We start from the raw sequence: 25,063 nt of genomic DNA on the forward strand, positions 1-25,063 counted from the left end.
CAAGCATGCGGACCCCGGGGCCTGACCGGAATTCGGTACACGCATCGGCCCAGATTTATGACACATTCAGAAAATAAGGGTGTATCACTGGGACAAGCTGTCGGGACGATTTCCGTGAAGGTGCTCATCGTCGAAAGCCGCACCGCGCTGTGCACGCTCTGGCGCCGCCACATCGAGAGGATGGGCGCCACGGTCTGGTGCGCCGCCGGCCAGGGCGAGGCGGCGCGGCTTCTCTGCGTCATCCCCTTCGATGCCATGGTGCTCGACCTCGAGATCGCCGAGGGCAGCGCGGTGGCGCTGGCGGATTTCGCCAGCTACCGTCGCCCCGATTGCAGCGTGATCTTCGTCACGCGCAGGACGTTCTTTTCGGACGGCAACATCTTCAACCTGTTCTCGAACGTGCGCGCCTATCTGCCGGCGGCCACCGATCCCGACGACATCGCCGCCCTGGTCGAGCATTGCGCGACCACCCGGCTGTCCTGATCAGGCGGCCTCGAGCCGACCGCGCCCGTGCGGCGCGTCGAGGTCGAGATCGGGACCGATGGGCAGGATCCGGTAGGGATTCACCGACTCGTGGCTGTAATGGTAGTGCCGCACGATGTGGTCGAAATTCACCGTCTCGGCCACGCCCGGCCACTGGTAGAGCTCGCGGGTGTAGCCCCAGAGGTTCGGGAAGTCGACGATCCGGTTGCGGTTGCACTTGAAGTGGCCGTGATAGACCTTGTCGAACCGGATCAGCGTGGTGAAGAGCCGCCAGTCCGCCTCTGTGAGGCGCGCGCCCATCAGGTAGCGGTTCCGCGACAGGATGTCCTCGATCCAGTCGAGGCTGTCGAAGAGCGGTCGGACCGCCTCGTCATAGGCCTCCTGCGAGGTGGCAAAGCCCGACTTGTAGACGCCGTTGTTCACCGTGTCGTAGATGCGCGCGTTCACCGGCTCGATCGCGTCGCGCAGGTCCTCGGGCCAGTAATCCTCGCGGTTCCCGGTGATGCCGTCGAAGGCCGAGTTGAGCATGCGGATGATCTCGGCCGATTCGTTCGACACGATGGTTTCGCGCTGGCGGTCCCAGAGCACGGGAACCGTCACGCGCCCCGAGATCCCGGGGTCGGCCTTGAGGTAGACCTCGCGCAGGTAATCGAAGCCGAACAGCGCGTCGCCGGTGGCTCCGGGAAAGTCCGAGCGCAGCTCCCATCCCTCGGACAGCATGTCGGGATGCACGACCGAGACGCCGATATGGTCCTCGAGCCCCTTGAGCTTGCGGAAGATGAGCGCGCGGTGCGCCCACGGGCAGGCATAGGAGACGTAGAGGTGGTAGCGGCCGCTCTCGGCCTCGAACCCGCCCTCGCCCGAGGGGCCGGGCGTGCCGTCCGCGGTCACCCAGTTGCGGAACGCCGTTTCCGAGCGGACGAACTTTCCGCCCGTCTTGTCGGTGTCGTAGCCCTTGTCGTGCCAAACTCCGTCGACGAGAAGTCCCATGACCTCCTCCTGCATTGGCCGGTTTCTGGCCAAAGCTAGGTCGTGCGGGCGGCCACGTCATGCGCCCTGTGCGCAGCGATGCCCTGCATGAGCGCACATATCCGGGCGGGAACAGGCAGGTCTTGTGCGTGCGCGGGCTGCAGCGGCCACGGGTGGCGGCTCAGGCGTCCTGCGGGTCCTCGGCCGACAGGCGCAGGGGCGCCGCCGGCGCCTCGAGATCGTCGGTGCGCAGGGGCTCGGTCGGCCGCGACAGCCTGTTGCGGACGACCCAGATCAGCCGGCCCGACGCGCGCGTGATCGCCACGTAGGCGAGCCGCTTCCACAGGGGCTGGCCGGCCTCGACGCGCCCCATGCGCGCGGCGGCGTAGAGGTCGGGCGCAAAGACCTGCACGTTCTCCCATTGCGAGCCCTGCGCCTTGTGGATCGTCACCGCCGCGCCGTGCAGGAAGGCCGCGCCCATGCGCGCGGCATAGGGGATGAACGGCTCCTCGGTGTCGGGCTTCTCGATCTTCACGATCGAGGCGGCCGAGATCCGCGGTTCCTCGGCCCCCATGACGTGCAGCCGCGAGAAGCCGGGCTTCTTGCCAGGGCCGAGATAGATCACCTGCGCGCCCTTGATGAGCCCGCGCGCCTCGAGGTCGAGCCGTTTCTTGCGGTGCTTGAGCGGCAGCTCGAGCCCGTCGCAGATCAGCGGCTCGCCCTCGAGGAGCTCTGTCTCGGGCGCGCCGTGCACCGCGCGGAAGGCATTGATGAGCCGGATGCGCGTGGCGTTGCGCCAGACGAGGACCGGCGAGCGCGCCATCAGGTCGACCTCGACCCGGCTGCCCCAGACCACGCGGTCGTCCTCGGCCGCCTTGCGCTCCACCAGGCGTTCGAAGTCCTCGAAGCCCAGTGCCGGATCGGCGAGCGCATGGGCGAGGTCGAGGATCGGGTTGTCCGCCGCCTGCCGGTGGATGCGGTTCAGTTCCAGCTTCTGCGACGCGTCGAGATCGTCGAACACCATCTTGCCCGACTGGTTCACCGGGGCGAGCTGCGCAGGATCGCCGAAGAGGACGAGGTTGGGAAAGATCTCGCGCAGGTCCTCCACCTGCCGGTCGTCCAGCATCGACGCCTCGTCCACGAAGCCGATGTCGAGCGGCTCTTCCCGCCGTTTCCAGCCCGAGATGAAGTCCGAGCCGCGCAGCCCCGCCGCCGCCAGCGCCGCCGGCACGGAACTGTGGGCCTCGTAGGAGGCCTGCGCGCGGTCCAGCGCCTCGTCGGTCAGTCCTTCGATCGACGGGCGTTCGGCATTGCCCATGAGCCACTCGGCGATGCGCTCGTATTCGGGATCGTAGACCGGCGTGTAGAGGATGCGATGGATCGTGGTCGCCGGCACGCCGCGCAGTCGCAGGACGCTCGCCGCCTTGTTGGTGGGCGCGAGCACCGCGAGCGTGCGCCGCTCGCGCTTCCGCCGGCTCTCGTAGTCGCCCGACACGAGCTCGACGCCCGCGTCGGCCAGCGCCTTGCAGAGTTCGGCCAGAAGCAGCGTCTTGCCCGACCCGGCCTTGCCCATGAGCGCCATCAGCCGGCCCGAGCCGCCCTTCGCGGGCAGCACCTGCCCGCGGACAAGGTCGATGCCCGCCCCGCGCAGCATCGCGGCGACGTTGTCCCAGGCCTGTGCCTGGTCGTCGGAAAAGGTCACCGCCGGCACGTTCATGCGCGCGACCCTATCGCCGCGGCGCCCTATCCGCCAGAGGGCCGCAGCACTGGCATCCGGCGCGCGCGGTCTCTATCTAGGGCTGGACATGACCCACGGAGCCTCCTCGTGATCCTCGGAGACATCGCCGACCGCCTGCGCACGGGCGTGGAGAACGTGACCGGCACGGTGTCCGAGACCTTCCTCGAACCGGTGGTGCGGCTCGGCGTGACCGGACTCGCGCGGTCGGGAAAGACCGTCTTCATCACCTCGCTCGTGGCGAACCTCACCGACCGGGGCCGCATGCCGCAGCTCCTCGCCGCCGCCGACGGGCGGATCGAGGCGGCGTTCCTGCAACCGCAGCCCGACGACACCCTGCCGCGCTTCGACTACGAGGCGCATCTGGGCGCGCTCACCGCCCCCACGCCCCGCTGGCCCGATTCGACCCGCGCGATCAGCGAGCTGCGCCTGTCGTTCCGGGTGCGTCCGCGCGGCCTGCTCGCCGGATTCCAGGGGGCGCGCACGGTGCATCTCGACATCGTCGACTATCCCGGCGAATGGCTGCTGGACCTCGGGCTTCTCGACAAGACCTACCGGCAGTGGAGCGAGGAGACCCTCGCCCGGAACGCCGCGCGGCCCATGGCGCAGGACTTCATCGCCATGGCACGGGCCGAGGACGCGGGCGCCGAGCTCGACGAGGTCCGCGCCCGCGCGCTCGCCGACAGCTTCACCGACACGCTGAACGCCGCGCGGCGCGCGGGCTATTCCGACTGCACGCCCGGGCGCTTCCTGCTGCCCGGCGACCTCGCGGGAAGCCCGGTCCTGACCTTCGCGCCGCTTCCGCCCCTCGACGCTGCCCCGCGCCGGTCGCTCTGGCGCGAGTTCGAGCGGCGGTTCGAGGCCTACAAGGCCCGCGTGGTCAAGCCGTTCTTCCGCGACCACTTCGCCCGCATCGACCGGCAGATCGTGCTGGTCGACGCGCTCGGCGCCATCCACAAGGGACCGCAGGCGGTCGAGGACCTGCGCCGCACCATGGCCGACATCCTCGGCGCCTTCCGGCCGGGGCGCAACGCGTTCCTGTCCCAGCTTCTGGTGGGCAAGCGGGTCGAGAAGATCCTCTTTGCCGCCACCAAGGCCGACCACCTGCACCACCGCCAGCACCCGCGGCTCGCGGCGATCATGGCGGCGCTGACGCGCGACGCGGCCGAGCGCGCGCGCTTTGCCGGGGCCGAGACGCAGTCGATGGCGATCGCCGCGCTGCGCGCCACCGTCGAGGAGACGCGCCAGCACCAGGGCGAGGCGCTCGACTGCGTCCGCGGCACCCTGCTCGACACCGGGCGCAGCGCCGCGTTCTACCCGGGCGAGCTGCCCGAGGATCCGGCGCGGCTCCTGTCGCCGGCGCGCGAGGGGGCGGAGCGCTGGCTCGACGGCGAGTACGGCATCATGAGCTTCGCGCCCGCGCCGCTCACGCTGAAACCCGGCGAGGGGCCGCCGCACATCCGGCTCGACCGCGCGGCGCAGTTCCTGATCGGGGACCGGCTGTGACCGCGCTGACGCTCCGCCCCGCCCGACCGACCGATGCAGGCCGCCTCGGCGCGCTTCTGACAGATGCGGTCGAGGACGTGCCGTGGAAGCCGCGCCTGCGCTCGGCCGCCGAGGACATCGCCGAGGCGGGCCGCATGATCGAGGCCGGCTGGGTCACCGTGGCCGAGGCGCCGGAACGGCGCATCCTCGGATTCCTTGCGCGCGAGGGCGCCTACGTGCACGCGCTGATGATCGCGGCCGAGGCGCAGGGACAGGGCATCGGCCGGCGGCTGGTCGACGACGCCAAGGACCGCAGCCCCGAGCTGCGCCTCTGGACCTTCGCGCGGAACGAGCGCGCGCGGCGCTTCTACGCGCGGGAGGGCTTTGCCGAGATCGCGCGCACCGACGGCGCGGGCAACGACGAGGGCCTGGCCGACATCCATTTCCACTGGTCGCGCGAGGGCATCCCCCATGAGTGACAGACGCCGCGGACCGGTCCTGTTCGACATCGACGAGGCGGAGCGCCCGGCCGCGGGGCCGGCCGAGGCGCCGCCCGTGCCCGATCTCGGGCCCGAGGAACCGCCGCAGGGCGCGGCGATGCAGGCGGCGGCGACCATCGCCGCGCGGCGCCCGTCGCGGCTCGCCCGCTGGTTCTGGCGGCTCGCGGTCGCCATCGTCGTGACCGTGGCCTCGATCATGGCGTGGAACTTCGTCACCCGGCTCGTGACCGAGAACGCGTGGCTCGGGCTCGCGGTGGGCGTGCTGTTCGGGCTCTTCGCGCTCGTCGCGCTCGCCATCGTGGTCAAGGAGCTCGCCGCCTTCGCGCGGCTCGCGCGGCTCGACGACCTGCACCGCGACGCCGCCGCCGCCCGCGCCTCGGGCTCGGTCGAGGCGGCGCGCTCGGTGACCACGCGGCTCGTGAAGCTCTATTCCGGCCGCGAGGAGACGCGCTGGGGCCGCGACCGGCTGGCCGAGCGGTCCGAGGAGGTGTTCGACGGCGAGGCGCTGCTGGCCCTGGCCGAGACCGAGCTGCTCGCCCCGCTCGACGCCGCGGCCCGGCGCGAGGTGCAGGCCGCCGCGCGCCAGGTGGCGGCGGTCACCGCCTTCGTGCCGCTCGCTTTCGCGGACGTGCTGTCGGCGCTCGCCGCCAACCTGCGCATGATCCGCCGCATCGCCGAAATCTATGGCGGCCGCTCCGGCACGCTCGGGTCCTGGCGGCTGACGCGGGCCGTCTTCTCGCACCTCGTGGCGACGGGCGCCGTCGCGGTGGGCGACGACCTGATCGAGCCGATCCTCGGCGGCGGCATGCTGGCGCGGGTGTCACGCCGCTTCGGCGAGGGCGTGGTGAACGGCGCGCTCACCGCGCGCGTGGGCGTGGCGGCGATGGAGGTCTGCCGCCCGGTGCCCTTCACGGCCGAGACGCGCCCCTCGGTGCGCGGCCTCGTGGCGCAGAGCCTGACCGGCCTGTTCGGCCGCGCCGGCGCCTGAGGGCGGCGCCCCGGGCCCGACCGTCCCGCCGGCGAGGGGCCAGCCCCTCGCGCTCCCCGGGATATTTCCGCCAAGAAGAAGGGCGGAGCCGAGGCCATCGCGGCCCGGGGAGCGGCCGGTGCCCGCGGGCGCGGTGACGCCGCGCGGCGGCGTGCTATGCTTCGCCGCGCGGGCGCCGGGCCCGCCTGCCGGAGCCCTGCACATGGAAAGTTTCGCCGCCGATCTCGCCACCCTCGTGCGCACGCCGCTCGAGCCCGACCACGTGCGCGCGCTCGAGCGGCACGGCACGCGGGTCGAGGTCCCGGCGGGCGCGACGGTGCAGGAGCCGGGCGCGCCCATGGACCGGTTCCTCTACATCCTCGCGGGCGAACTCGAGGCGGTCGATCCCGCGACCGGCTCGCGCTATGGCGGCGCCACGCTCGGGCCCACGCAGTTCTTCGGCGAGCTGGGCTTCCTGCAGGGCGGCAAGGCGCTGCTCGGCGCGCGCGCGGTGACGGACACGACGATGCTGTCGGTGCCGCGCGCCACCATGCTGCGGCTCATGTCGGAAATGCCCGAGATGTCGGACATCGTGGTGACGGTGCTCGCCGCGCGCCGCCGCCGCATCGTCGAGAGCAAGGAGGGGGGGCTCATCCTCGTCGGGCTCGAGACCTCGCGCAACCTGCGGGCCATCGCGACCTTCGCCGCGCGGAACCGGCTGCCCGTGCGCGAGCTCGATCTCGGCTCGGACGAGGCGCGGGCCCTCGCGCGCGACTGCGCCATGCCCGAGGACGCGGCGCTGGTGATCCTCGGGCGCGGCGTCGCGATGCGCGATCCGACGCCGCAGGCGCTGGCCGAGGCGCTGGGGCTCGACCTGCCGATCGCCGACGCGGGGCGGTTCGACGTGCTGATCGTGGGCGCGGGTCCCGCGGGCACCGCCGCCGCGGTCTACGCGGGCGCGGAGGGACTGTCGGCGCTCGTGATCGAGGAGATCGCCATCGGCGGGCAAGCGGGCACGTCGAGCCGGATCGAGAACTACATGGGGTTCCCGACCGGCATCGCCGGGGCCGACCTGGTGGCGCGGGGCGAGGTGCAGGCGATGAAGTTCGGCACCCGCTTCGCCATGCCCCGCCGCGTCGTGTCGCTCGCGGACCTGCCGGACGGCGCGTTCCGCGCGACGCTCGACAACGGCCGCTCGGTCGAGGCGCGCGCGGTGGTGGTGGCCACGGGCGTGCAGTACCGGCGCATGGCGCTGGAGCGGCTCGAGCATTTCGAGGGCGCGGGCGTCTACTATGCCGCGACCGAGATCGAGGCGCGGTTCTGCCGGGACCGCGACGTGGCGGTGATCGGCGGCGGCAATTCCGCCGGGCAGGCGGCCATGCACCTCGCCCGGAGCGCCCGCCACGTCCATGTCCTCGTGCGCGGCGGGACGCTGGCCGCGTCCATGTCCGACTACCTCCTGTCGCGGCTCCGGGCGCATCCGCGCATCACGATCCACCTGCGCACAGAGGTGACCGCGCTGCACGGCGCGGAGAGCCTGACCGCCATCACGGTGCACGACCGCAATGCCGGGCAGGACTGGCGGCTCGCGACCGGCGGTCTCTTCGTGATGGCGGGAGCGGCGCCCAATACCGCATGGCTGCGGGACTGCGTGGCGCTCGACGACAAGGGCTTCGTCCTGACCGGGGCGGAGGCGGGCGCCTCCCAGCCCTATGCCACGTCGCATCCCGGCATCTTCGCCGCGGGCGACGTGCGGGCGGGGTCGGTCAAGCGCGTGGCGAGCGCGGTCGGCGAGGGATCGGTCGCGATCTCCGCGGTCTGGAGCCACGTGCACGGCTGAGGCGCGCCGGGGTCGCCGGCGCGCCCGCGAGCGGGCGTCAGTGCCCGAGGATCTGGCTCAGGAAGAGCTGGGTCCGCGGGTTCTGCGGGTTGTTGAAGAACGCCTCGGGCTCGTTCTGCTCGACGATCTGGCCCTGGTCCATGAAGATCACCCGGTTCGCCACCTGGCGGGCGAAGCCCATCTCGTGGGTGACGCAGATCATCGTCATGCCCTCCTCGGCGAGCTCGACCATGGTGTCGAGCACCTCCTTGATCATCTCGGGATCGAGCGCCGAGGTCGGCTCGTCGAAGAGCATGATCCGCGGCTTCATGCAGAGCGACCGCGCGATCGCCACCCGCTGCTGCTGTCCGCCCGAGAGCTGGCCGGGATACTTGTCCGCCTGTTCGGGGATCTTCACCTTCTCGAGGAAGTGCATCGCGGTCTTGTCCGCCTCGTGCTTCGGCACCTTGCGCACCCAGATCGGCGCCAGCGTGCAGTTCTCGAGGATGGTGAGGTGCGGAAAGAGGTTGAAGTGCTGGAACACCATCCCGACCTCGGACCGGATCGTGTCGATGTTCTTGATGTCCGAGGACAGCACCGTGCCGTCCACCTCGATCCGCCCGCGCTGGTGTTCCTCCAGGGCGTTGATGCAGCGGATGAGCGTCGACTTGCCCGACCCCGAGGGGCCGGCGATGACGATGCGCTCGCCGCGGTGCACGGTCAGGTCGATGTCGCGCAGCACGTGGAACGTGCCGTACCACTTGTTCATCTTCTGGATCGAGATGGCGACCTCGTTCGACACCTTCATCTGCGGGGCGTCGGGGGCGTGGGTGGCGGCGTCGGTCATGGGCTCTCTCCTATCGACGGTCGGTGGCGAGCTGGCGCTCGAGCCACTGCGAGTATTGCGAAATGCCGTAGCAGGTGACGAAGAACAGCAGCGCCGCGAAGCCCAGCAGTTCCCAGTAGACCCCGTTCCACTCGGTCGAGGCGAGGATCGGCCCGCGGATCATGCCGACGAGGTCGAACATCGAGATGATCGAGACGAGCGTGGTGTCCTTGAAGAGGCCGACCGCCACGTTGACGATCCCGGGGATCGAGATCTTCAGCGCCTGCGGCAGGATGATGAGCCGCATCGCCTGGGCGTAGTCGAGCCCGAGCGAGTCCGCCGCCTCGTACTGCCCGCGCGGCAGCGCCGCGAGACCGCCGCGGATCACCTCGGCGATGTAGGCCGAGGCGAACATGGTGATCATGATGATCACCCGCAGGATCAGGTCGAAATTCGTCCCCGGCGGCAGGAAGTAGGCCAGCACCACGTTCGCCACGAAGAGGAGCGTGATGAGGGGCACGCCGCGCACGAACTCGATGAACGCGACGCAGATCCACTTGATGATCGGCATGCGCGACTGGCGCCCGAGCGCCAGCGCGATGCCGAAGGGGATCGACAGCGCCACGCAGACCGTGCCGAGGATCAGGTTCAGCATGAAGCCGCCCATGTTCCGGCTGTCCACCGATTGCAGCGCCAGGATCCCGTCGAAGTCGAGGAACCCCGTCAGCCACCAGAAGAGCAGCGCCGCCGCGATGGCCCCGAAGAAGCCGAGCGCGAAGCTCTGCGCGACGAACCGCGCGTAGACGAGGTAGCCCAGCACGAAGCCCAGCGCCGCGGTGACCGGCACCAGCAGCGAGCCGCCCCAGATCAGCCAGTAGGCGAGGAACGGGTAGATCGCGGTGAAGACGAGCATCTGCGCCGGGAACGTCTTGCGGAACAGCACCGGCGCGATCGCGACGAAGAGGAGCGCGAAGGCGAGCGCCGGGCGCCAGTAGATCTCGGACGGGTACTGGAAACCGAACAGCAGCTGGTTCCACCGCTCCGCCAGCACCGCGAAGCAGCCGCCGGTGGCGCCCTGCAGCATCTCGCGGCAGGCGGACAGCGACGGCGCGTTCCAGATGCCGTTGGCGAACCACGGCACCACCCCCGACAGGAGCTCGTAGAGGCACCAGAGCGCGACGAGCGTCAGGAGGGCGTTCGGGATCGTCGAGAACAGGTTGGCGCGCATCCACCGGACGATGCCGCGTTCGGCGTCGGGCGGCGGCTGCTGATCGATCAGGGAGTCTCGGACCCAGCCGACCGATTGGGCGTGCGTGTCGCTCATCTCAGCGCTCCTTCAGCCGCACGGCATTGTTGTAGACGTTCATCACCGCCGAGATCGTCAGGCTGATCGCGAGGTAGAACAGCATCAGCAGGAGGATCGTCTCGATCGCGCGGCCGGTCTGGTTCAGCGTGATGCCGCCCAGCGTGCCCGTGAGGTCCATGTAGCCGACGGCGATGGCGAGCGACGAGTTCTTGGTGATGTTGAGGTAGTGCGAGATCAGCGGCGGCACGATCACCCGCAGCGCCTGCGGCAGGATCACGAGGTTCATGATCCGGCGCGGGCGCAGGCCCAGCGATGCGGCCGCCTCGGTCTGGCCGCGGCTGACCGACTGGATGCCGGCCCGGACGTTCTCGGCGATGAAGGCCCCGGTATAGATGGCCAGCGCGAACCACAGCGCGATGAGCGAGCCCAGCAGGTTGATCCCGCCGCTGAAGTTGAAGCCGCCGAGCGTCGGCACGTCGAGCCCGATGGGCCGCCCGAGCACGAAGTAGAGCAGGAGCGCCGGCAGCACGAGGATGGCAAGCGTCGGCCAGCCCGTGGGCAGCAGCCGCCCGGTGTCGTAGAGCAGCTTGCGCGCGTAGCGGCGGTAGAGGATCGCCGCGACCACGGAGGCGAGGAACACCGCCAGCACGATCCAGCCCGCGGCCTCGAAGACCGGCTTCGGCACGTAGACGCCGCGATTGGTGAAGGCGATCATGCCAAACAGCATGGAGGCGTCCGGATCGTCGCCCCGGAAGGCGCTCGGCGCCGGCGCCACGGCAGTCATCACCGTGAATATAATGATGATCCAGATCAGCACCGGCACGTTGCGGAACGCCTCGACATAGACCGCCATCAGCTTCCGCACGAGCCAGTTGTTGGACAGCCGCAGCACGCCCGCGGTCACGCCGATGATCGTCGCGGTGATGCAGGCGAGGATCGACACGAGAAGCGTGTTCAGCAGCCCGACGATCGAGGCCCGCAGGTGGCTCGACTGGCTGGTGTAGGCGATCATCGTCTGGTTGATGTCGTACCCGGACGGGTCGCCGAGGAAGTCGTAGCTGATGTTCAGGCCCGCGGCCCGCAGGTTCGCCGCGAGGTTGGCCCCGAGCCAGGCGAACAGCCCGAGCACGCAGAGGAGTGCGATGAACTGGAACGTGTACGAGCGGTAGCGCGTGTCGTTCAACAGCATCGAAAGCCGGAACGACTCGACCGGCGGGTCGCTGAGTGTGGTCATCGATGTATCCCTGTTGGCGCCCGGGCCGTTGTCGCCGGCGGGTTGATCCCTCCTGGCGCGCCACGGGCGTGGTTCTTGTCCTGGTCCTCAGGAAGAAGGGCGCGGGCCATGATGACCCGCGCCCTCCGAAGTCTTGGTCAGCGGAACGGCGGTGCGTAGAGCAGGCCGCCGTCGGTCCACTGCGCGTTCAGGCCGCGCGAGAGGCCGATCGGTGTCGACTCGCCGATGTTGCGGGCGAAGATCTCGCCGTAATTGCCGCCCGCCGCGATGGCGCGCTTGGCCCATTCGTTGTCGAGGCCCAGCATCTCGCCGAGATTGCCCTCGGTGCCGAGGATCCGGTTGATCTCCGGGTTGTCGGTGCCTGCCGACAGTTCCTCGATGTTGGCCGAAGTGATGCCGTATTCCTCTGCGGCGATCAGCGCGTTCAGCGTCCAGCGCGCGATGTCGCCCCAGTCGTTGTCGCCGTGGCGCACGAGCGGGCCGAGCGGCTCCTTCGAGATGATCTCGGGCAGGACCACGTGGTCGCCCGGGTTCTCGAAGGCCGCGCGCGTCGCCGCGAGGCCGGAGGCATCGGTGGTGTAGACGTCGCAGGCACCGGCCAGGTACTGCTGCTGCGCCTCGGCGTTGGTCTCGATCGGGACCGGCGTGTATTCCATGTTGTTCTTGCGGAAGTAGTCCGCGAGGTTCAGCTCGGTCGTCGTGCCGGTCTGGATGCAGACGGTCGCGCCGCCGAGTTCCTTGGCCGAGGAGACGTTGAGCTCCTTGGGCACCATGAAGCCCTGGCCGTCGTAGTAGTTCACGCCGACGAACTCGAACTTCAGGTCGACGTCGCGCGAGAACGTCCAGGTCGTGTTGCGCGCCAGCAGGTCGATCTCGCCCGAGGCGAGGGCGGTGAAGCGTGTCTTGCCGGTGGTCGGAACGAATTCGACGGCGGTCGGGTCGCTCAGCACCGCGGCGGCGACCGCGCGGCACACGGCCACGTCGAACCCGTTCCACTCGCCGTTCGCGTCCGGAGCTGCAAAGCCGACGAGGCCCGTGGTCACGCCGCAGTTCAGCTTGCCGCGCGCCTTGACGTCGTCGAGCGTCGCTGCACCTGCCGCTCCGGCGGCGAGACCGGCAACGGTCAAGGCGCCAAGGATGACGGATTTTTTCATCTTAACCTCTTCCTGTTTTGTGCCGCCTCTTTGCTAGAGACGGTTCTCATCCGAGAGACGGATCCCTTTCCGGGATCGTGCGGCCCCAGAACGGGGCCGAAGCCATACCAAAGTGGGGTTCCCTCCCCTTCAGTGCCGCGAGTTTGGTCGCAATCGTTTCCAGAGGTCAAGCCAAAGCCGGGCACCATTGCAGCCCATTTCAGCAAGTGCCGCAGGGTCGTGCAGCCCGCGGGCGCGCTTCAGGAGGCGCGGGCGAGCGCGAGAAAGCGCACGGCATCGAGGAAGGCGCGGCGCTTGTGTTCGGCCGCCATCGCGGCTTCCTCGTCCTCGCCCCAGAGCTCCTGCTGCCAGGTCTCGTCGATGCGCGAGCGCACCCAGAGATCGTCGGTCGCGAACGCGCCCTGTTCGGCGGCAAGGCCGATCACCAGCGATCCCGACAGCGACACGAGGTCGTGGAACGCCGCGAGCGCGAACCGGTCGAGCGCGTGCACCTCGGCGCGCAGCCGTGCCAGCGCGTCGGCATCCTGCGGCGCGTGCATGAGCCCGGTTCGCGGCTCGAGGCGCGCGCCGAAGCGTCCGGCCGCCCAGTCGAGCAACGGGTCCCATGCCGCCGCCTGCCGCGCCACGAGTTCGGCGGGCGCGTCGGCACGGTAGCACAGGAGGTCCGCATCGCCGTATTCGGCCAGCATGTCGGCGACCTCGGCGTGCTGCACCGAGAGCTTGTCGATGGCCGCGTTGGCCCCCCGGGTGACCGGCATGGTCAGGGGATCGATCCGTTCGCCCTGCGCCTGCCATTCGCCGGCCACCGCCTCGGCCATGGCCCGCGAGGGCAGGACCAGCGGCGCCTTGGCCGGGGTCCGGACGCCGCGCCCGTCGAGCCGCACGGCAAAGCCCTGCGGTTCCTCGGCGACCTCGGCCCTGGTCCAGAACCGTTTCGGAGCCCACTCGCTCATGCGTCCTCCCACACGAGATCGAGAAGGGGCGGAAGCTCGTCGATGCCCGCGATCAGGTGATGCGCGGCGCCGAGGCGCGCGCGGTCGTGATAGCCCCAACCGACGCCGATGGCGGTCACGCCCGCGGCGCGCGCCATGGCCATGTCGTATTCGGTGTCGCCCACCATGACGGCCGCGCGCGGGTCGCAGCCGGTTTCGGCCAGCGCGGCGGCGATCATCGCCGGATGCGGCTTCGACGGGTGGTCGTCGGCGGTCTGCGTGGTGACGAAGCGCCCCGCGAGCCCGTGCCCCTCGAGCACCGCCCGCAGCCCGCGCCGCGACTTGCCCGTGGCGATGCCGAGCAGCATGCCCGGTTGCGCGTCGAGCGCATCGAGAACGGACCGCACGCCGGGATAGAGCGGCGAGGAGGCGTCGACGCTCTGCCGCTGCCGCAGGTCCGCATAGGCGCCCTTGTAGGCGGCGGTCATGTGCGCGCGCGTCTCGGCGTCCGCGGCCGGCACCAGCCGGGCGAAGGCCTCAGGAAGCGACAGCCCGACGATGCCCAGCACCTCGGCCCGGCCCGGCGCGACCAGCCCGGCCGCGTCGAAGGCCACGCCCATGGCCGCGAGGATGTCGGCCTGGCTGTCGACAAGCGTGCCGTCGACGTCGAAGATGACGAGGCGCAGGTCGGTCATGCGTCCTCCGCGAACGGGTCCGTGGGCACGTCGGCCGGGTTCCAGGCGACGTAGTCCCATGTCCGCGCCATGTGGTCCGGCAGCGGCGCGGTGATCTGCAGCCGCGCGCCGCTCACGGGATGGGTCAGCGCCAGCGACCGCGCGTGCAGGTGCAGCTTGCGGCTGATCTCGCCGCCGAGCTGCGCCCCCCAGCCGTCGCCGAGGTTCTCCTGCCCCGATCCGCCGTACTTTCCGTCGCCGACGATCGGGTGGCCGAGTTCCGCCATGTGCGCGCGCAGCTGGTGCGTGCGCCCCGTGACCGGCACGAGCGCGACCCAGGACGCGCGGCGGCCGAGTTCGGACAGGACGGCATAGTCGGTCGTGGCGTGCTTGGCGCCCTCGGTGCCGGCAACCGCGTCGGGATGCAGGCAGCGCATCTTCTCGCCCTCGCCGCCCTTGCCGTGGCCCGGCGCCTTCACGAGCCCGTAGCGCACGGTGCCCATGCGCGGTTGCGGCACGCCCGCCACCACCGCCCAGTAGATCTTGCGCGTCTCGCGCGCCCGGAAGGCGGCGGTCAGCTCCTTGGCCACCGCCCGCGTGCGCGCCATGAGCAGAACCCCCGACGTGTCGCGGTCGAGCCGGTGCACCAGCCGGGGGTTCTCGTCGTAGCCGAAGCGCAGCGCCTCGGACAGCCCGTCCACGTGGCGGGTCTGTCCCGAACCGCCCTGCACCGGCAGGCCCGGCGGCTTGTTCAGCGCGATGATGTGGTCGTCGCGGTAGAGCACCGCCTCGCGGATCATCCGCGCATCGGCGTCCGAGACCGAGGGCTTCGGCTGCGAGGACACCTCGCCCGGTTCGGGCAGCGGCGGGATGCGCACCTGCTGGCCGACCTGCAGGCGGGTCGATCCCTTGACCCGTCCGCCGTCGACCCGCAGCTCGCCCTTGCGGCACATCTTCTCGATCCGCCCCTGGGCGAGGTGCGGGAACATCCGCTTGAGCCAGCGGTCGAGCCGCTGGTCGCCGTCGCCCGGCCCGACCGTGATCGTCTGCACGCCGCTCATGCGAAGGCCCCCCGCGCCGCGGCGAGCCCGGCAAGAAGCGCCACCAGAGACAGGCCGACCGAGGCCGCGACATAGGTCGCGGCGAGCGTCGCGTCGCCCCGTTCCCACAGCGTGACCGCGTCGAGCGAGAAGGCCGAGAACGTCGTGAACCCGCCGAGGAGCCCGGTCATGAGGAGCGGCGCGAGCCGCGTGCCGCCGTACTCGGCCAGGAGGACGACGAGCGCGCCCATGAGGAACGATCCCGCGACGTTCACGCAGAGCGTGCCCCACGGAAAGCCGGGGCCCATCGCGCGCATGGCGGCGAGGCCGGTCAGGTGGCGTAGGACCGCGCCCACCGCGCCGCCGGCGGCAACCTGGATCAGGGTGAGGCTCATGCGCCGTCCCTTCGCGCCCGGGCGGGCGCGAGTCAAGCCCGGGCAGGCCTCCGCGTGCACCGCCCCTTGTCGGGACCCCGTGCCATGGGGCAGGATTTGATCAAACCCGGTCCGGGAATCGGCGGCGGGATGCCCGCGCCCAGAACCACAGGAGACACCGATGGACGGCACCCTCAGCGCGAACGACCTGAGCCACATCGTCACCGCCGACAAGGCCCATGTCTGGCACCACCTGAGCCAGCACAAGCCCTGGGAAGTCTCGGATCCGAACATCATCATCGAGGGCAAGGGCCTGCGCGTCTGGAACCAGGCGGGCAAGGAGCATCTCGACGCCGTCTCGGGCGCGGTCTGGACGGTGAACGTGGGCTACGGCCGCGAGGAGATCGCCCGCGCCGTCTACGACCAGCTCTGCAAGATGAACTATTTCGCGGGCGCCATGGGCAGCGTGCCGGGCGCACTCTTTGCCGAGCGGCTGATCGGCAAGATGCCGGGCATGAGCCGGGTCTACTACTGCAACTCCGGGTCCGAGGCGAACGAGAAGGCATTCAAGATGGTCCGCCAGATCGCGCACAAGCGCTACGGCGGCCAGAAGCACAAGATCCTGTTCCGCGACCGCGATTACCACGGCACCACCATCGGCTGCCTTTCGGCGGGCGGGCAGGACGAGCGCAACGCGCAGTACGGCCCCTTCGCGCCCGGCTTCGTCCGGGTGCCGCACTGCCTCGAATACCGCCGCCACGAGCAGGAGGGCGCGCCGTCCGAGAATTACGGCGAATGGGCCGCCGACCAGATCGAGAAGGTGATCCTGCGCGAGGGCCCCGACACCGTCGGCGCGCTCTGCCTCGAGCCGGTGACCGCCGGCGGCGGCGTGATCGCCCCTCCCGAAGGCTACTGGCCGCGGGTGCAGGAGATCTGCCGCAAGTACGACATCCTCCTGCACATCGACGAGGTCGTGTGCGGCATCGGCCGCACCGGCACCTGGTTCGGCTACCAGCATTACGGGATCGAGCCCGACATGGTGACCATGGCCAAGGGTGTCGCCTCGGGCTACGCCGCGATCGCCTGCCTCGTGACCACGGAAGCCGTTTTCGACCTGTTCAAGACCGACGAGACGGACCCGATGGACTATTTCCGCGACATCTCGACCTTCGGCGGCTGCACCGCCGGGCCGGCCGCGGCGATGGAGAACATGCGCATCATCGAGGACGAGGACCTGCTGGGGAACACCGAGCGCATGGGCGCCTACATGACCGCGCGGCTGCACGACCTGATGGACCGCCACAAGGTGGTCGGCGACGTGCGCGGCAAGGGGCTGTTCCTCGGCGCCGAGCTTGTCTCGGACCGCGAGAGCAGGGACCCCGTGTCCGAGCCGCTGGTGAAGAAGGTCGTCGCCGACTGCATGGCGCAGGGCGTCATCATCGGCGCGACCAACCGCTCGATCCCGGGAAGGAACAACACGCTGTGTTTCTCGCCGGCGCTGATCGCCACGAAGGACGACATCGACGAGATCGTGACCGCCGTCGACGGCGCGCTCGGCCGCGTGTTCGGCTGACCCGCGGCATGGTGGAGAACGCGTTCGGGCTGCCGGTCGGCCCGCCGGCCGACCTCGACCTGCCCCGGCCGCGGCCGCCGCGCACGCCCATGCGGGGGCGCACCTGCAGCGTGGTTCCGGTCTCGCCGGACCACGCGGAGGCCCTTCATGAGGCCTACGCGCAGGAGGACGGGCGCAACTGGACCTACCTCTCGCTCGAGCCGCCGCGAGACGCGGCGGAGATGCGCGCGCGCCTCGTCGCCATGGAGGCGAGCGAGGACCCGCTCTACCACACCGTCCTCGACGCGGCGGGCCGGCCCGTCGGCACGTGTTCCTACCTGCGCATCGCGCCCGAGGCGGCCAGCGTCGAGGTCGGCTGGATCACGTGGTCGCCGCGGCTCCAGCGCAGCGTCATGTCGACCGAGGCCATGTACCTGATGATGGCGCGCGCCTTCGACGAGCTCGGATACCGCCGCTACGAGTGGAAGTGCGACGCGCTCAACGCGCCCTCGCGCCGGGCCGCCGAACGGCTTGGCTTCACTTTCGAGGGCATCCACCGGCAGGCGACCGTGGTGAAGGGGCGCAACCGCGATACCGCGTGGTTCTCGATCCTCGACGGCGAATGGCCGGATCGCCGCGCACGCCTCGCGGCGTGGCTCGACCCGGCCAATTTCGACGGGGACGGGCGGCAGCGCCGCCCGCTCGGGTCCTACTCCGCCGCGCCGGGCGCCGGCTTGGAGCGCGGGCTGTCGTAGACGGACGTCGCGTCGTCCTCGGGATGCAGGTCCGAGGGCTGCGGCCGCATGCCGACCGTGATGTAGTCGATGTCCTCGGCCATGAGGCCCATGATGACCGAGGGGATCATCAGGAACACGAGGCAGAACACCGGCAGACCCACGACCGTGATGACCTGCTGCAGCGCGGTCAGGCCCGCCTGCCCCGCCAGCATGATCAGCAGGACCGCGATCGTGCCTTCGGCGATCCCCCAGAACAGCCGCTGCGGCACCGGGCCCGCATCGGATTCCCCGGTGCAGAGCATGTCGACCACGAGCGAGGCGGAGTCCGACGACGTGGCGAAGAAGATCGCCACGATGATCACCGCGAAACCCTGCAGGAAGGTCGCGAAGGGGAAGTTCTCGAGGAAGGCGAACATCGCCAGCGGGATCGATTCCGCCACTGCCGAGCTGATCTGGCCCGCCGCATCGCCCATCTGCGCGCGCGCCGCGGCACCGATGCCGTCGAATTCCATCGCCTGCCAGCCGAAGATGGAGAACCACACGAGCGTGAACAGCGACGGGGCCAGCAGCACGCCCATCACGAACTCGCGGATCGTCCGCCCGTACGAGATGCGCGCCACGAAGAGGCCCATGAACGGCGACCAGGTCACGGTCCACGCCCAGTAGAACACCGTCCAGCTGCCCTGCCAGCCCCACGCGTCGGTGTTGGGCGTGACGTCGGCCAGCATGTCGTTCCAGAACGCGAGCCGCGGCAGGTTGGACAGGTAGATGCCCGCCGTCTCGACGATGCCGCGCAGCAGGAACAGGGTCGAGCCCGCCACCAGCACGAAGGCCATCAGCGCCACGGCCATGCCGATGTTGATGTTCGACAGGAGCTTCACCCCGCTGTCGAGGCCCGCGATGATCGAACACACCGCGACCGCGGTCAGGACGATGATGATGGTGATCTGCACGCCCGGACCGTCGCCGGTGCCGAGAAGCTCGTTCAGGCCCGCCGCCACCTGGCTCGACCCGAGGCCGAGCGACACGGCCACGCCGAACAGCGTGCCGAGGATCGCCACCACGTCGATGGTCTTGCCGATCGGGCCGTGGATGCCCTCCTTCAGCAGCGGGTAGAACACCGAGCTCACCCGCACCGGCAAGCGGTAGCGGTAGATGAAGTAGGCGAAGGCGAGGCCCGGAAGGGCAAAGATCGTCCAGGTGTGCAGGGCGAGGTGGTAGAGCGCGATCGAGATCGCGTCCTGCGCCGCCTCCCGCGAATGCGGCTCGATGCCCGGCAGCGGCGGCTGGTCGAAATGGCTGATCGGCTCGGCCACGCCCCAGAACATCAGGATGGTGCCGATGCCGCCGGCAAAGAGCATCGTGAACCACGAGAGGTTCGTGTAGTCGGGCCGCGCGTTGCGCCCGCCGAGCCGGATGTGCCCGTAGCGCGAGGCCGACACCCAGATCAGGAAGCCCAGCCACACGTTCACGCCGAGGATGAAGAACCAGCCGAGATTGGTGACGATCCAAGATCGCGCCGCGGCGAAGGCGTCGCCGATCGGCCCCGGTGCAATGATGAGCGCCAGGGCGAACACGATCATGAACGCGGCGGCGGAAAAGAAGATGACAGGATCGGTTTTGAGGCCAAGACGGCGGGCTAGGTCTTCCAAAATCGCGCGTCCTCCGGAACAGCGTGGCAGAACAGAGTGGCGCCGAGAGCCCGCGGACCGCGTGCGCACGCGGACATCGGCAAAAAGTTGCCCTTCTTCAACCGGCCAGACCGCGCGTGGTTCCCGCGATCCGCATGACAGGGCGCCGCAAATGCCGCCGCGACACGAAAAAGGCCGCCCCGAGGGCGGCCCGTGCGACGGACGTCATGTCGCGGATCAGCCGTTGACGCTGTCCTTGAGGGCCTTCGCGATGGTCATCTTGACCTGCTTGTCGGCTTCCTTCTTGAACTGCTCGCCCGTGGCAGGGTTGCGCACCATGCGCTCCGGACGTTCGCGGCAGTAGATCTTGCCGACGCCCGGCAGGGTCACCGCGCCGCCGTCCCCGACTTCCTTGGTGATGATGCCGGTCAGCGCGTCCAGTGCCGCACCCGCGGTCTTCTTGTCGCTGCCCATTTCCTCGGCAAGTGCAGCCACGAGCTGCGTCTTCGTCATCGGCTTCGCCATTTCATGGTCTCCTTGTCGGCCCGCCACTAGGGCCCAATCCCGCATATCTAACCGTATATTGAGTCACCGCACAACAAATTGTGCCTGCGACCAGCAAAATAACGCGACTTTCGCGGGGTTCCGCCCAGTCAGAGAAATGCCGTTTCGTAGAAACTGCGCAATTTCCGGCTGTGAATACGCTCCAGAGGCATCTCGCGCAACTGTTCCATGGCCCGGATGCCGATTCGCAGGTGCCGACCGACCTGCGTGCGGTAGAAATCCGACGCCATGCCCGGCAGCTTCAGCTCGCCATGCAGCGGCTTGTCGGAAACGCAGAGAAGCGTGCCGTAGGGAACGCGGAACCGGAACCCGTTCGCGGCGATGGTGGCGCTTTCCATGTCGAGCGCGACGGCCCGCGACTGCGACAGCCGCTGCACCGGCCCGCGCGTGTCGCGCAGTTCCCAGTTGCGGTTGTCGACGCTCGCCACCGTGCCCGTGCGCATCACCCGCTTGAGGTCGAAGCCCGAGAGTTCCGTCACCTCCTCGACCGCGGTCTCGAGCGCGACCTGGATTTCCGCCAGCGCCGGGATCGGCACCCAGATCGGCAGGTCGTCGTCCAGCACGCGATCCTCGCGCAGGTAGGCATGCGCGAGCACGAAATCGCCGAGGCTCTGCGAATTGCGCAGGCCCGCGCAGTGCCCGACCATCAGCCAGGCGTGCGGCCGCAGCACCGCGATGTGGTCGGTCGCGGTCTTGGCGTTCGAGGGTCCCACCCCGATGTTCACCAGCGTGATGCCGGCGCCACCGTCACGTTTCAGGTGGTAGGTCGGCATCTGCGGCATCTTGAGCGTCGGGGGGATCTCGGCGTCGGGATCGGTGATCTCGAAATTGCCGGTGGACACGAAGCTCGTGTACCCGCTGTCCGGGTCGGCCAGCATGGCGCGCGCATAGGCCTCGAATTCGGTCACGTAGAACTGGTAGTTCGTGAACAGCACGTGGTTCTGGAAATGCTCGGGATCGGTCGCGGTGTAGTGCGCGAGCCGCGCCAGCGAGTAGTCGATGCGCTGCGCGGTGAAGGGCGCCAGCGGTTCGCTGCCGTCCGCGCCCGGCGTGAAGGTCCCGTTGACGATGTCGTCGTTGGTGGAATTGAGATCCGGCACGTCGAAGACGTCGCGCAGGATGAAGGCGGCGGCACCTTCCTGCGGCACCGTCACGTCGTCGCGCGCCGCGACCGCGAAATGGATGGGGATCGGCGTCTCCGAGGGGCCCACCTGCACCGGCACGCCGTGATTGTCGATCAGCAGGCGGATCTGCTGGCGCAGGTAGTCGCGGAACAGGTCGGGCCGCGTGATCGTCGTGGCATGGGTGCCGGGTGCCGCCACGTGGCCAAAGCTCAGGCGGCTATCGACCTTGGCAAAGCTTGTCGTGGTGATGCGCACCTCGGGATAGAAGGCGCGGAAGCGCTTGCGCGGGTGCCCGTGCGCGATCGCGTCGGTGAAGGCGTCGCACAGGAAGTCCACCGCCTCGCTGTAGAGCGCGATCAGCCGGTCGACGGCGTCCTCGGGGTTCTCGAAGCTCTGCACCGCGGCCGCGGCCGGCGTCAGCAGCGGAAGATTGGCCGGAACGTCCTGCATGCGCGCCTCGACTTCTGCGGATTGCGCGCAACCTGCCAGCTTGCACCGTCGGGTTCAAGCGGCGGCGGATGCCGCCACGTCACGCCAGGGAACGGGCCCGCACGCTTCCGCGCGGGCCCGGGTTGACGTCAGATCGCCTGGCCCTCGGGATCGAGCGTGACCGACCACAGCTCGGTGTCGCCCCGGTCCATGAGCCGCACCGTCATCGCGCCCGACGCGCCGTCGATGTCGACGAGGCCGAAGAACTGCAGGCCCGCCGACGGCGGCAGGTTCACCTGGCCCTCGTCCGGCGCCTTCACGAACCGAACCTCGGGCCCGAAGGTCATGTCGAGCGCGTTCGGGCCGAACGTGCCCGCATGCAGCGGCCCCGACACGAATTCCCAGAACGGCGCGAAGTCCTGGAACTGCGCGCGCTCGGGCGAGTAATGGTGCGCGGCGGTGTAGTGCACGTCCGCGGTGAACCAGACGGTGTTGCGGATGCCCGCGACGTTGATGAACCGCAGGATGTCCGCGATGTCGTGCTCGCGGCCCTTGGGCGCGCCGTCCTCGGCATTGGCGACCGCCTCGAACCGCGTGTCGCCGTCGGCCACCACGAGCCCGATCGGCATGTCGGAGGCGATCGCCTTCCACGTGGCGCGCGAGGCCGCGAGCTCGCGCTTGAGCCAGGCGATCTGGTTCGCGCCCAGGATCGCGGTCTCGGGCGACCGCTCCTCCTGCAGGTTCTCCGTGTTCGGCCCGCGATAGGACCGCAGGTCGAGGAAGAAGACGTCGAGATGCGGGCCATAGGCGATCTTTCGGTAGACGCGGCCCGGTTCCGCCGGCGTATAGCGGATCGGCGTCATCTCGTGGAAGGCGCGCCCGGCGCGGGCGGCCAGCAGCGCCACCGACCGTTCGGTGTAGCGGTCGTCGAGCTCCTTGGACGCCGACCAGTTGTTGGTCACCTCGTGGTCGTCCCACTGGAAGAAGGTCGGAACCTGCGCGTTCATCGCCAGCACGTGCGGGTCCATCATGTTGTACTTCCACTGGCCGCGGAACTCGTCCAGCGTCTCGGCCACCTTGCGCTTCTCGTCGATCAGCACCGTGTTGCGCCAGGTGCCGCCGTCCTGCAGGGCGACCTCGTCCTCCATCGGGCCATCGGCATAGATCGTGTCGCCGGAATGCAGGAAGAAATCGGGCGCGTGGCGCAGCATGGTCGCGTAGGTCGCCATCCCTTCGTCGTCGATGCCCCAGCCCTGCCCGGCCGTGTCGCCCGACCACGCGAAGCGCACGTCGCGCCGGTCCGCGGGCGCGGTGCGGAAGCGGCCCACCAGCGGCTCGGACACCGCGTTCACGTCCGACAGGTCCTGCGCGCGGAAGCGGTAGAAGACGTCCTGCCCGGCCGGCAGCGAGTCGAGCAGCCGCTTCACGGCAAAGTCGCTCTCGGGCAGCGCGTCGAGCGGCGGCAGTGCGCGCGCATCCGCGAAGCTCTCGGTCGTGGCGATCTCGACGCTGACGCGCGCGGGACGGTCGGTGCGGGTCCAGACCACGCCCGAACGGGCATCGACGTCGCCCGACTGGACGCCGTGGGTGAAGACCGGGCGGGCCTGCGCGCGGCTGATCGCGGGCATGGCGAAGGTGGCGGCAAAGGCGGTGCCGGCCGCGAGGACGGCGCGGCGGCTGGGCCGGATGAGCTGGGTCATGGCGTGTCGCTCCTGACGGTTCTGTCCCGCCGGCCGGGGCGGCCGGCGCAGGGATCAGACGCGAGTCGCATGACAGGCGCGTCGCGCCTTGCGTGAACTTAATCTTAAGCTTTTGTGACGCGCCACGCGGGGCCGCACCGGAAAGCCGGTTGTCGAATGCTATGTAATATCATAACACACATTGGCGCACCACCGCGCACAGACGAACCAGAGAGGCACTCACCGATGAACACTCCCCTCCTCCGCGCCGCGGCCACCGCGGCCGGCCTTGCCGCGCTCGTGGCCGCCGCGCCCCTCGCCGCAGAGACCGCGTCCGACACGCAGGACCATGACCATGCCCACGCGCATGACGATGCCTCGCAGGTCTACAGGGGATATTTCGACGACGACCAGGTCGCCGACCGGCCGCTGTCAGACTGGGCGGGCGACTGGCAGTCGGTCTATCCGCTCCTGATGGACGGCACGCTCGACCCGGTGATGGAGGACAAGGCCGCGCATGGCGACAAGACCGCCGAAGACTATCGCGCCTACTACGAGACCGGCTATCGCACCGATGTCGACCGGATCGAGATCGGCGACGGCACGGTGACGTTCCACGGCGCGGATGGTCCCGTGACCGGCGACTACGCCTATGACGGCTACGAGATCCTGACCTACGAGAAGGGCAATCGCGGCGTGCGGTTCATCTTCGAGCGCACGGGCGGGGACGAGGCCGCGCCCGGCTACATCCAGTTCAGCGACCACAGGATCGCGCCCGAAGCCTCGGACCACTACCACCTCTACTGGGGGGACGACCGCGCCGCGCTGTTCGAGGAGGTGACGAACTGGCCGACCTACTACCCCGCGCAGCTCGACGCGCAGGAGATCGTCGACGAGATGCTCGCCCATTGACGGGCGCGCTGCGACGGGCACGCATGCGCCGCCCGTCGCGACCCTGTCCGGCTCAGGCGCGGACGAGGGTCTCGTAGCTTTCGGCGATCTCGCGGGTCAGCCCGCCGACCTCGAAAGAATAGTCGCCGATCTGGCCCACCGGGGTCACCTCGGCCGCGGTGCCGGTCAGCCAGCACTGCTGGAAGCCCTCGAGCTCCTCGGGCATGATGTGGCGCTCGTGCACCCTGACCTGCCGCTCCTCCAGCATGCCGATCACGGTCTGCCGCGTCAGCCCGTTGAGGAAGCAGTCGGGCTTCGGCGTGTGCACCTCGCCGTCCTTCACGAAGAAGATGTTGGCGCCGGTCGCCTCGGCCACGTAGCCGCGGTAGTCGAACATCATCGCGTCCGAGCAGCCCTTGGCCTCGGCCGCGTGCTTGGACATCGTGCAGATCATGTAGAGGCCCGCCGCCTTGGCATGGCTCGGCGCGGTCTCGGGCGAGGGCCGCTTCCACTTGGCGATGTCGAGCTTGGCGCCCTTCATCTTGGCGTCGCCGTAATAGCTGCCCCATTCCCACGCGGCGATGGCCAGGCGGACCGGGTTGCGCTTGGAGGCGACCCCCATGTCCTCGCCCGCGCCGCGCCAGGCGACCGCGCGCACGTATGCGTCGGTGAAACCGTTGACGCGCAGCACCTCCTCCTTCGCCGCCTCGATCTCGTCCACGGTGAACGGGATCTCGAAATCGAGCTCGCGGGCCGAGTAGTGCAGCCGCTCGGAATGCTTGCGCGACAGGAAGATCTTGCCGTTGTAGGCGCGCTCGCCCTCGAATACCGAGCTTGCATAGTGCATCGCGTGGGTCAGGATGTGCACGTTCGCGCCGCGCCAGTCCACGAACTGGCCATCCATCCAGATCTTGCCGTCACGGTCGTCGTAACCACCCGCCATCGCTTTGCTCCTCGG

Annotated in this window: 23 protein-coding genes; 8 read left to right on the forward strand and 15 right to left on the reverse strand. The window is 69.6% G+C overall.

Annotation, left to right across the window (positions count from 1 at the left end):
- Positions 1 to 114: 114 nt before the first annotated feature.
- Complete coding sequence (locus RISW2_RS15120) at positions 115 to 483, forward strand: response regulator (protein ID WP_043772818.1); 369 nt, start codon at positions 115 to 117, stop codon at positions 481 to 483.
- Here the strand turns inward: RISW2_RS15120 and RISW2_RS15125 are convergent, their stop codons facing one another.
- Both RISW2_RS15125 and RISW2_RS15130 read right to left on the reverse strand, forming a co-directional pair.
- Positions 484 to 1,473 carry a glutathione S-transferase family protein gene (locus RISW2_RS15125; RefSeq protein WP_043772936.1) on the reverse strand — a complete coding sequence of 330 codons (990 nt, stop codon included), beginning with the start codon at positions 1,471 to 1,473 and terminating at the stop codon, positions 484 to 486. It lies immediately after the preceding gene.
- Between the two features lie 160 nt (positions 1,474 to 1,633).
- Complete coding sequence (locus RISW2_RS15130; protein WP_043772821.1) at positions 1,634 to 3,169, reverse strand: ATP-dependent DNA helicase; 1,536 nt, start codon at positions 3,167 to 3,169, stop codon at positions 1,634 to 1,636.
- Positions 3,170 to 3,277: 108 nt separating this feature from the next.
- On the opposite strand from RISW2_RS15130, the gene RISW2_RS15135 reads away from it, so the two are divergent.
- From RISW2_RS15135 to RISW2_RS15150, 4 genes are all read left to right on the forward strand, one after another.
- Entirely contained in the window at positions 3,278 to 4,693 is a 1,416-nt protein-coding gene (locus RISW2_RS15135) for a YcjX family GTP-binding protein (protein ID WP_043772823.1), read from the forward strand.
- A complete protein-coding gene (locus tag RISW2_RS15140; protein WP_043772825.1) occupies positions 4,690 to 5,151 on the forward strand; it encodes a GNAT family N-acetyltransferase in 462 nt (153 codons plus the stop codon). The genes RISW2_RS15135 and RISW2_RS15140 overlap by 4 nt, the downstream gene beginning before the upstream one ends.
- Positions 5,144 to 6,160, forward strand: coding sequence for a YcjF family protein (locus RISW2_RS15145; protein WP_043772827.1), 1,017 nt, complete (start codon positions 5,144 to 5,146; stop codon positions 6,158 to 6,160). The genes RISW2_RS15140 and RISW2_RS15145 overlap by 8 nt, the downstream gene beginning before the upstream one ends.
- 202 nt (positions 6,161 to 6,362) lie before the next feature.
- Entirely contained in the window at positions 6,363 to 7,979 is a 1,617-nt protein-coding gene (locus RISW2_RS15150; RefSeq protein ID WP_043772829.1) for an FAD-dependent oxidoreductase, read from the forward strand.
- Positions 7,980 to 8,016: 37 nt separating this feature from the next.
- Here RISW2_RS15150 and RISW2_RS15155 read toward each other — a convergent pair whose 3' ends face one another.
- The 8 genes from RISW2_RS15155 to crcB all read right to left on the reverse strand — a co-directional run bounded on the left by RISW2_RS15155 (position 8,017) and on the right by crcB (position 15,519).
- Positions 8,017 to 8,805 carry an amino acid ABC transporter ATP-binding protein gene (locus RISW2_RS15155; protein ID WP_051492071.1) on the reverse strand — a complete coding sequence of 263 codons (789 nt, stop codon included), beginning with the start codon at positions 8,803 to 8,805 and terminating at the stop codon, positions 8,017 to 8,019.
- Between the two features lie 10 nt (positions 8,806 to 8,815).
- Positions 8,816 to 10,108, reverse strand: a complete 1,293-nt coding sequence (locus RISW2_RS15160; RefSeq protein ID WP_043772831.1) for an amino acid ABC transporter permease — start codon at positions 10,106 to 10,108, stop codon at positions 8,816 to 8,818.
- A gap of 1 nt (position 10,109) precedes the next feature.
- Complete coding sequence (locus tag RISW2_RS15165; protein ID WP_043772833.1) at positions 10,110 to 11,324, reverse strand: amino acid ABC transporter permease; 1,215 nt, start codon at positions 11,322 to 11,324, stop codon at positions 10,110 to 10,112.
- Between the two features lie 137 nt (positions 11,325 to 11,461).
- Positions 11,462 to 12,478, reverse strand: a complete 1,017-nt coding sequence (locus tag RISW2_RS15170; protein WP_043772835.1) for an amino acid ABC transporter substrate-binding protein — start codon at positions 12,476 to 12,478, stop codon at positions 11,462 to 11,464.
- A gap of 239 nt (positions 12,479 to 12,717) precedes the next feature.
- On the reverse strand, positions 12,718 to 13,431 hold the full coding sequence (locus RISW2_RS15175; protein WP_043772837.1) for an ATP12 family chaperone protein: 714 nt from the start codon (positions 13,429 to 13,431) through the stop codon (positions 12,718 to 12,720).
- On the reverse strand, positions 13,428 to 14,105 hold the full coding sequence (locus RISW2_RS15180; protein WP_043772839.1) for an HAD-IA family hydrolase: 678 nt from the start codon (positions 14,103 to 14,105) through the stop codon (positions 13,428 to 13,430). The genes RISW2_RS15175 and RISW2_RS15180 overlap by 4 nt, the downstream gene beginning before the upstream one ends.
- Positions 14,102 to 15,145: an RluA family pseudouridine synthase gene (locus RISW2_RS15185; RefSeq protein ID WP_043772842.1), complete on the reverse strand. Its 1,044-nt coding sequence runs from the start codon at positions 15,143 to 15,145 to the stop codon at positions 14,102 to 14,104. The genes RISW2_RS15180 and RISW2_RS15185 overlap by 4 nt, the downstream gene beginning before the upstream one ends.
- Positions 15,142 to 15,519, reverse strand: a complete 378-nt coding sequence (gene crcB, locus RISW2_RS15190) for a fluoride efflux transporter CrcB (protein ID WP_043772843.1) — start codon at positions 15,517 to 15,519, stop codon at positions 15,142 to 15,144. The genes RISW2_RS15185 and crcB overlap by 4 nt, the downstream gene beginning before the upstream one ends.
- Positions 15,520 to 15,679: 160 nt before the next feature.
- On the opposite strand from crcB, the gene RISW2_RS15195 reads away from it, so the two are divergent.
- Positions 15,680 to 17,071: an aminotransferase family protein gene (locus tag RISW2_RS15195; RefSeq protein WP_043772845.1), complete on the forward strand. Its 1,392-nt coding sequence runs from the start codon at positions 15,680 to 15,682 to the stop codon at positions 17,069 to 17,071.
- Positions 17,072 to 17,079: 8 nt separating this feature from the next.
- A complete protein-coding gene (locus tag RISW2_RS15200; protein WP_043772847.1) occupies positions 17,080 to 17,805 on the forward strand; it encodes a GNAT family N-acetyltransferase in 726 nt (241 codons plus the stop codon).
- Here the strand turns inward: RISW2_RS15200 and RISW2_RS15205 are convergent.
- From RISW2_RS15205 to RISW2_RS15220, 4 genes are all read right to left on the reverse strand, one after another.
- The gene (locus RISW2_RS15205) at positions 17,760 to 19,439 is read right to left on the reverse strand and encodes a BCCT family transporter (RefSeq protein ID WP_051492072.1); all 1,680 of its coding nucleotides are present in this window, start codon (positions 19,437 to 19,439) and stop codon (positions 17,760 to 17,762) included. The genes RISW2_RS15200 and RISW2_RS15205 overlap by 46 nt on opposite strands.
- 216 nt (positions 19,440 to 19,655) lie before the next feature.
- Positions 19,656 to 19,943, reverse strand: a complete 288-nt coding sequence (locus RISW2_RS15210) for an HU family DNA-binding protein (protein ID WP_043772849.1) — start codon at positions 19,941 to 19,943, stop codon at positions 19,656 to 19,658.
- 128 nt (positions 19,944 to 20,071) lie between these two features.
- On the reverse strand, positions 20,072 to 21,556 hold the full coding sequence (locus RISW2_RS15215) for an AMP nucleosidase (protein ID WP_043772851.1): 1,485 nt from the start codon (positions 21,554 to 21,556) through the stop codon (positions 20,072 to 20,074).
- 128 nt (positions 21,557 to 21,684) lie between these two features.
- Positions 21,685 to 23,235 carry an alkaline phosphatase D family protein gene (locus RISW2_RS15220; RefSeq protein WP_043772853.1) on the reverse strand — a complete coding sequence of 517 codons (1,551 nt, stop codon included), beginning with the start codon at positions 23,233 to 23,235 and terminating at the stop codon, positions 21,685 to 21,687.
- Positions 23,236 to 23,460: 225 nt separating this feature from the next.
- Between RISW2_RS15220 and RISW2_RS15225 the strand changes: the two genes are divergently transcribed.
- Complete coding sequence (locus tag RISW2_RS15225; RefSeq protein WP_043772855.1) at positions 23,461 to 24,126, forward strand: ZinT family metal-binding protein; 666 nt, start codon at positions 23,461 to 23,463, stop codon at positions 24,124 to 24,126.
- Positions 24,127 to 24,178: 52 nt separating this feature from the next.
- Here the strand turns inward: RISW2_RS15225 and RISW2_RS15230 are convergent, their stop codons facing one another.
- Positions 24,179 to 25,048, reverse strand: coding sequence for a branched-chain amino acid aminotransferase (locus RISW2_RS15230; protein ID WP_043772857.1), 870 nt, complete (start codon positions 25,046 to 25,048; stop codon positions 24,179 to 24,181).
- Positions 25,049 to 25,063 lie beyond the last annotated feature (15 nt).

The sequence above is a fragment of the Roseivivax isoporae LMG 25204 genome (assembly GCF_000521865.1).
GTDB lineage: Bacteria > Pseudomonadota > Alphaproteobacteria > Rhodobacterales > Rhodobacteraceae > Roseivivax > Roseivivax isoporae.

Excerpts from the sequence above, each read along its gene's own strand:
- RISW2_RS15180 (WP_043772839.1), bottom strand. The coding sequence starts at position 14,105 with ATGACCGACCTGCGCCTCGTCATCTTCGACGTCGACGGCACGCTTGTC.
- RISW2_RS15185 (WP_043772842.1), bottom strand. The coding sequence starts at position 15,145 with ATGAGCGGCGTGCAGACGATCACGGTCGGGCCGGGCGACGGCGACCAG.
- RISW2_RS15220 (WP_043772853.1), bottom strand. The coding sequence starts at position 23,235 with ATGACCCAGCTCATCCGGCCCAGCCGCCGCGCCGTCCTCGCGGCCGGC.
- RISW2_RS15230 (WP_043772857.1), bottom strand. The coding sequence starts at position 25,048 with ATGGCGGGTGGTTACGACGACCGTGACGGCAAGATCTGGATGGATGGC.
- RISW2_RS15145 (WP_043772827.1), top strand. The coding sequence starts at position 5,144 with ATGAGTGACAGACGCCGCGGACCGGTCCTGTTCGACATCGACGAGGCG.
- RISW2_RS15195 (WP_043772845.1), top strand. The coding sequence starts at position 15,680 with ATGGACGGCACCCTCAGCGCGAACGACCTGAGCCACATCGTCACCGCC.
- RISW2_RS15160 (WP_043772831.1), bottom strand. The coding sequence starts at position 10,108 with ATGAGCGACACGCACGCCCAATCGGTCGGCTGGGTCCGAGACTCCCTG.
- RISW2_RS15125 (WP_043772936.1), bottom strand. The coding sequence starts at position 1,473 with ATGGGACTTCTCGTCGACGGAGTTTGGCACGACAAGGGCTACGACACC.
- RISW2_RS15175 (WP_043772837.1), bottom strand. The coding sequence starts at position 13,431 with ATGAGCGAGTGGGCTCCGAAACGGTTCTGGACCAGGGCCGAGGTCGCC.
- RISW2_RS15155 (WP_051492071.1), bottom strand. The coding sequence starts at position 8,805 with ATGACCGACGCCGCCACCCACGCCCCCGACGCCCCGCAGATGAAGGTG.
- RISW2_RS15130 (WP_043772821.1), bottom strand. The coding sequence starts at position 3,169 with ATGAACGTGCCGGCGGTGACCTTTTCCGACGACCAGGCACAGGCCTGG.
- RISW2_RS15215 (WP_043772851.1), bottom strand. The coding sequence starts at position 21,556 with ATGCAGGACGTTCCGGCCAATCTTCCGCTGCTGACGCCGGCCGCGGCC.
- RISW2_RS15170 (WP_043772835.1), bottom strand. The coding sequence starts at position 12,478 with ATGAAAAAATCCGTCATCCTTGGCGCCTTGACCGTTGCCGGTCTCGCC.
- RISW2_RS15165 (WP_043772833.1), bottom strand. The coding sequence starts at position 11,324 with ATGACCACACTCAGCGACCCGCCGGTCGAGTCGTTCCGGCTTTCGATG.
- RISW2_RS15225 (WP_043772855.1), top strand. The coding sequence starts at position 23,461 with ATGAACACTCCCCTCCTCCGCGCCGCGGCCACCGCGGCCGGCCTTGCC.
- RISW2_RS15210 (WP_043772849.1), bottom strand. The coding sequence starts at position 19,943 with ATGGCGAAGCCGATGACGAAGACGCAGCTCGTGGCTGCACTTGCCGAG.
- RISW2_RS15150 (WP_043772829.1), top strand. The coding sequence starts at position 6,363 with ATGGAAAGTTTCGCCGCCGATCTCGCCACCCTCGTGCGCACGCCGCTC.
- crcB (WP_043772843.1), bottom strand. The coding sequence starts at position 15,519 with ATGAGCCTCACCCTGATCCAGGTTGCCGCCGGCGGCGCGGTGGGCGCG.
- RISW2_RS15200 (WP_043772847.1), top strand. The coding sequence starts at position 17,080 with ATGGTGGAGAACGCGTTCGGGCTGCCGGTCGGCCCGCCGGCCGACCTC.